3 protein-coding genes are annotated in these 6,121 nt (G+C 58.4%); 1 reads left to right on the top strand and 2 read right to left on the bottom strand.

Annotated elements, in window-relative coordinates; all coding sequences use genetic code 11:
• Positions 1 to 3,799 (bottom strand): amino acid adenylation domain-containing protein (locus KQH60_RS09360; protein WP_237576211.1); only part of this gene is annotated, 3,799 nt, incomplete at its 3' end.
• 149 nt (positions 3,800 to 3,948) lie between these two features.
• Here KQH60_RS09360 and KQH60_RS09355 point away from each other — a divergent pair.
• On the top strand, positions 3,949 to 4,185 hold the full coding sequence (locus KQH60_RS09355) for a hypothetical protein (RefSeq protein ID WP_237576205.1): 237 nt from the start codon (positions 3,949 to 3,951) through the stop codon (positions 4,183 to 4,185).
• A 1,054-nt stretch (positions 4,186 to 5,239) separates the two neighbouring features.
• On the opposite strand, the gene KQH60_RS09350 is transcribed toward KQH60_RS09355, so the two are convergent.
• On the bottom strand, positions 5,240 to 5,974 hold the full coding sequence (locus KQH60_RS09350) for an aspartate/glutamate racemase family protein (protein ID WP_255779087.1): 735 nt from the start codon (positions 5,972 to 5,974) through the stop codon (positions 5,240 to 5,242).
• Between the last annotated feature and the right edge of the window lie 147 nt (positions 5,975 to 6,121).

Genomic DNA, 6,121 nt, shown 5'->3' with positions numbered 1-6,121 from the left:
AGAAACGCGTATGCTCGGCTTGGCTCACGCCCAAGCGCGCTTGCGCAACCAGATGACGGAACGGCTGCGCTGCGGGTAGCGTCTCGCCCCGGCCTTCGATGAATGCCTGCACTTCGGTGTATAAAACATCCAGCGCCGAGTGATCGCTCACCAGATGGTGCAGCAGCTGGACGAGCAGCCAGCGGCCATCAGTGTCTTGCGCAATCGCACAGCGCAGCAGCGGCGCCTGGGTTAAATCCAGGCGAACGTGACGGGGATCGAAGCGCCGTGCCAATTGTTCGTCGATCGGCCCGTCAGTGGCCTCCAGCACGAGCTCGGTCACCGACAGCGGCGCGTGGCGCCAGACCACCTGCGCAGGGGTGGACACACCTTCCCACACAAACGCGGTGCGCAGAATGTCGTGCCGGTGGATGACCTGCTGGACAGCCTCCAGATACTGATCGAGCCGCGCGCGGCTATCAAAGGCCAGTTGGGCGGTCAGCAAATACGGATCGCCTTCGGTGGCCAGCAGATGGTGAAACAGGATGCCGTCCTGCAGCGGCGAGAGCGCATAAATGTCTTGGAGATTGGCAATGCCCCCCGGCACCTGCCCGACGATCCGGTCGATGTCGGCCTGCGTCAGTTCAATGAGCGGTAGCATGGATGGGGTGAGGGCCGTGGTCTCGGGCGTGATGACGTTGGGCGGCACGGCCACATCGCGAGGCTGGCCCAGCGTTTGCGCCAGCGCGCTGAGCGTCGGGGTGTCGAACAGCGTCCGCACAGACAATCCGAGCCCCCGACGCCGCAGACGCTCAATTAACTGCACGGCGAGCAGCGAATGGCCGCCGAGCGCGAAGAAGCTGTCGTGCCGGCTGATGCGCTCAAGGCCAAGCAACTCGGACCAGATTGCCGCGAGCGCGGTCTCGAGTGCGCCTTGCGGTGCCTCGTACGCCTGGTGCGCAAACGCGTCGGCGTCTGGCTCGGGCAACGCACGCCGATCGAGCTTGCCGTTTAGCGTCAACGGTAACGCGTCGAGCCGCACGAACGCGGCCGGCACCATATACTCGGGCAGTGCGGCGGCTACATGCGCGCGCAGCGTGCTCGCGAGTCGTTCACCAGGTTCCGCCACCACATAGGCAATGAGCCGCTTGCCGCTGGCCTTGCCCAGTGCGAGCACAACGGTTTCGCGCACGACTGGATGCATGAGCAGGCACGCTTCGATCTCGCCCAGTTCGATGCGAAAGCCGCGGAGCTTGACCTGATGGTCGTTGCGGCCGATGAACTCCAGATTGCCATCGGGCCGGTAACGGGCCAGATCGCCCGTCTTGTACATCCGCGCATCCCCGCAGTTGCAGAATGGATCGGGGACGAAGCGCTCGGCCGTGAGCTCGGGCCGGTTCAGATAGCCACGCGCGACGCCCGCGCCACCAATATACAACTCACCCACTGCACCCAGTGGTACTGGCTGTCCATGTGCGTCTAGCAGGTAAATCCGTGTGTTCGCGATTGGCCGGCCAATGGTGGGTAGCATTTGAGTCGGTTTCAGCACAGCAAGCGTCGCATCCACTGTGCATTCGGTCGGGCCGTAAACATTACAGACTGTTAGGTGCGGCGCATTGGCCAGTACCTGCCAAGTAGGGGCAGAAATCGATTCGCCTCCGACGAGCAAGGTCAATGCGCGTGGGTGCTTGAGCAAATCTGCTGACAGCAACATCTCAAGTTGGAGTGGTGTGCAATCCAACACATCGATGTTTGTAGCTGCGAGCCATTGGAGTAAAGCCGCGCCATCGGATCGTATATGTTGCGGAATCGGAGCAAGCGCGCACCCATTGAGAAGACTGAGCACACTTTGCAACGATGCGTCAAATACAATACTGGCGTTCAAGCCCACCCTAGCGTGAATTGGGCAGTGAGCGAATACAGCCTGTTGCAATGCGCTATATAAATTAGTCAACGACTGATGTTCCACCATCACGCCCTTCGGTGTGCCAGTGGAGCCGGACGTGTAGATCACATACGCGAGGTGGCGGGCGGTCAGGCCCGGCACCGACGGATTCGTGTGCGCCCGATTGGGTAGTGCATCGGGATCGAGCACCGTGCGCTCGGCGAGCGCCGCCTCACCGAGCGCGGCCCGGCCTGCTGCATCGGCCAGCACGATATCGGGTGTGGCATCGGCCAGAATATGCGCTAAGCGCTCGCTCGGATACGCCGGATCGAGCGGCACATACGCGCCCCCTGCCTTCAGAATCGCCAGCAGCCCGACCACCATCGCTGGAGAGCGCTCGACACAGATTGCCACGCGCGCATCGGGCTGCACGCCCAACTCGATCAGCCGATGCGCGAGGCGATTGGCCTGTGCATTGAGTTGCGCGTAGCTGAGCGTTTGATCTTCGTACACGAGCGCGGTGGCCTCGGGCGTGTGCTCAGCCTGCGCTTCGAACAGCTGGTGGATGCATCGGTGCGCTGGATACGCCTGCTGTGTTGTGTTCCACTCGACTAGCAGCTGACGCCGTTCCTTGGCATCCAGCAGCTCGACGCTGCCGATGGGCTGCGTAGCGTCGGCTGCCAGCGTTTCCAGAAACTGGACAAACCGGCGCTGATACGCAACCAGCTCCTCCATGGAGTAGCATGCGGGATTCGCATTGAAGTCAATCCGTACTTGACTGCTGTCCGGTAGCGGATACACCCCCAGCATCAGATCTTCGACCGGCCCATTGAGCAGATTATGGTTCGTTGACGCGTGTTCACCAAAAGACAGATCGTAGTCAAATGGCATCACATTGACCGAGGTGCTGAACAGCAGCTGGCCTGGGGCCAGTCCCAGTTTGCGCCGCAGCGCTTCGCTCGGGTAGCGTTGATACCGGAATCCGCGTCGGATCTCTTGCGCGGCCTGCTGCATCAACGACGACAGGGTCATCTCTGGGTGCACCGTGAATCGAAGTGGCACAGCGTTCGCGAATGTGCCAGGGATGTGCCGGTCAGCGCCCAAGCGGGCGGTGACCGGAAAGCCCAATACCACATCTTGTGCACCGGTCATGCGATACAGATAAGCGGCCAGCGCAGCGGTTAGCAACTGGGCCAGTTGGCCCGCATCCGATGCGTAGTTCCCTACCGCTTGGGCCGCCAGGTAAGTCGTCTGACGCAGCCGATGCTGTAATGCGGGCGCGCTGCGGCTTGCCAGCGTGGCCGGCTCGGGCCAGGCCGTGCAGCGCTTAAGCCAATATGCTTCGTCCCGTGCCCGTTGGGCGGATGTCTGGTATCGCGCATTGCTTTCCAACAGCTGCTGTACCGAACCAAAAGCACACGGCGGCGGCTCAATCCCCGCGCACATTGCGCTATATACTTGCGCGACGCGTTGCGCGATGAGTGCACCTCCATATCCATCCATTATGATATGGTGACTGCGCTGATACGAAATAAATCGCTCGGGTGCGACTTTCAACAGTGCGTACTGAAAAAGCGGCCCGCGTAATATATCCACAGGCCGCTCATAATCAGTGCGCATCCAGGCTTCAGCGGCCGCCTGGGGATCGGCTTGTGCGCTGAAATCAAGCAACGGTACGGAGGCTTCCGGTGAGCTGATAGACTGTCGTAGACCTTTGTCACTTACGACGAATTGCAAGCGCAGACTGTCCGCCTCACCGATTACCCACCGCACTGCCGCTTCAAATAGGGCAGGCTCAACGGCGCCTTCGATTACCGTGTATTGCGCAATGTTGAAGACGGGGCTGTCCGGATGCAGTTGCTGGGCAAGCCAGATCTCGGTTTGCGCGGCCGATAACGGATAGGTAACAAAAGGCGTAACACAAGCAGACATCATCAATCTCCACTCCAGACAATAAAGCTTAAGCTTGTCGTCACTCACCTTCCCGAGTCCGTGCCACTACTGCTTGCGGCCTGTGATGCGGACAATGACGATCTTTCTGCGACAAATGTCTCACCTGTGTCGCCCAGGTTTGGAGGACGCGTTTGTTTCCCCTTTACATCGTCTTGCCGCAGGTTCATGACGATGGTCGCGTAAGCGTTTTCATGCTAATCCTGCATGCCGACAGCCACAGTTCGCAGGTTAAAAGACGGAAAAAGGGAAACGGGGCAACGGCCACCCGATACGCTGGGCCGCGCCAGCGCCGCCAGGCGGATCATGCGCGTATTTCGCCAACCCTGCTAATTGAACTCGATGCAGGCTACGGTTCTTCATTTTTTTGATGCTCCATCCGTGACCTGCATAAAACGTTGGCCCCAATCAGATCGACGCCTTGCCATGCGATGACACACCTATCGTGGCTATTCAGCCAGCCCAGTAGGCATGCGAAGCTTCCATATCGCCGACCAACGCGGCACCGCTCAGTGTAGAAGCGAGTCGCGCGACTGGCAACTTTTTGTGACAGCAGGGTCAGCTTAAAAAAACTGGGCGGAAAGGAAGAAGTCAAGGGTTGCGAGGCCAATTCAATTTGACATCGACGATTGGCGATGCAATGCAAACAGTTTTTGGTAGTGCAGAGGGTGGCCGTGTGCAATCGGTCCGCTGTGCTGAACCGGGCACTGGCGTGGCTGTTTGCTGATAATGACAGGGCGCACAAGGCGGAGGAAGAAATTTAGTAAAGCTTATAAAATCAGCAAATAAAATTTTTGGTCGGCGGTGGGCATGTAGGCTGGAGCGCGGCATAAAGTCGCATATATGATTGTTTCATCTGGATTAAGGATAAAACTCGTTGTTTCGTCAACAGTACACTAACGACGCGCATGCTGCCGGTAACGAAAAAATATGAAACTGTCGAGATAATGGAGCTGAGTTTGCGGACTCAAGCCGATCCGCGAGGGTATGGATTGCCTCTGCGAGCGTCACTGCGCAGGGGCGCTAGGCTAGATGGCATGGCCAACGCATGGGAACTGACGATGAAAACCGTCAAGAACAGCAAGCCAAAGTCGCTAACAAGCTCGGGACAAACGGCAATGTAGCGAGATGCTTATGCAGATTGAATGAATAGAGGTCGCATGGGTACTCGCACGGGCCACGGTGCGAGCCGGGACGAGACTGCACAGGTAATTGAATCATTAAGGCACACGAAGGAACTCGTGGTTGAGGCAAAAAAGGGGCCAAAACAGCCGGCATCAAGTTGAACAAGTAGCCAGCTTGGACTGGTAACGTTAAGGCGAATTGGTAATGGCAAGTTGACAGGTCAGTATGTCTATTGGCGGTATGCGACGAGCTTTTTGGCTGCTCGATGGCATGTCAGATCAACCCAGTTTGACTAGTGGCCTAAGGAACCTCCATACTCTGGTCAGGCATCGATGTAGCCCGCCACCACTGTACGCAAGCGTCGGCTAGACAGGAGACCGAATCGATCAAATGGATGCCACGGATTCCCGCAGGTACCACCATTGGCAACTCGGTGCAGCCTAGAATCACAGCGTCGGCGTGCAACGCACCGCATGCCGCAAGCGAACGAGCCAGTTGAGCCGACGCGCCAGGAAGATCGCCTGCTTTGCTGAGCGAGATGGCGGTACTCGTTAGCTCGACGATTTCATCGTCAGGTTCGATGAGACGCACGCCGGCATCATTCAATGCGTAATCGTACAATCGATAACGGATAGTGGAGCGTGTGCCTAGCACGATTGCGCTCCCTGCTCCTGAGAGCGCAGTCTGCCGCGCGGTCGCGGAGACCATATCAATGAACGGAATCCGCAAAGCCGCTGCAAATTCATCGCGCCAGTAGTGAGCGGTGTTGCACGCAATGGCGACGGCGCCGCACCCGGCTTGCGCTAATTGCGCAAGACGCGCATGGAGCATTGTCGGGACAATCGTGTCGCCGTTCTCGATTGCAGTGGAGCGGTCCGGAATCTCCGGGCAGGAAAGCAGTAGAAAGGGGACATGGTCCTGGTCGACCTGCGCGCCCGCACGTTGAGCTAGTAGCCGCAAGAAGTATGCGGTGGCTTCGCTGCCCATACCTCCTAAAATGCCAAGGCGATCTTTTCCAAACGAAGCACCCGTCATCATCTACCCATTTTTATATGTCGACGCCGTAACGCTTGACGACAGTCTTTATCCTAACGTCCCCAAACCCATTGCAAAGAGCACTCGTGCTTGGCGTACCGGCGCCTAACCCTGGAAAGCTGTAGTGTTTCGCTCCGGTACCACCTC

It is taken from the genome of Mycetohabitans sp. B8 (assembly GCF_021991875.1).
Classification (GTDB): domain Bacteria; phylum Pseudomonadota; class Gammaproteobacteria; order Burkholderiales; family Burkholderiaceae; genus Mycetohabitans.
This window is presented reverse-complemented; position numbering and strand designations above follow the sequence as displayed.

What these genes read in the sequence shown, in the direction of transcription:
- KQH60_RS09350 (WP_255779087.1), bottom strand. Translation starts at nt 5,974, where the DNA reads ATGACGGGTGCTTCGTTTGGAAAAGATCGCCTTGGCATTTTAGGAGGT.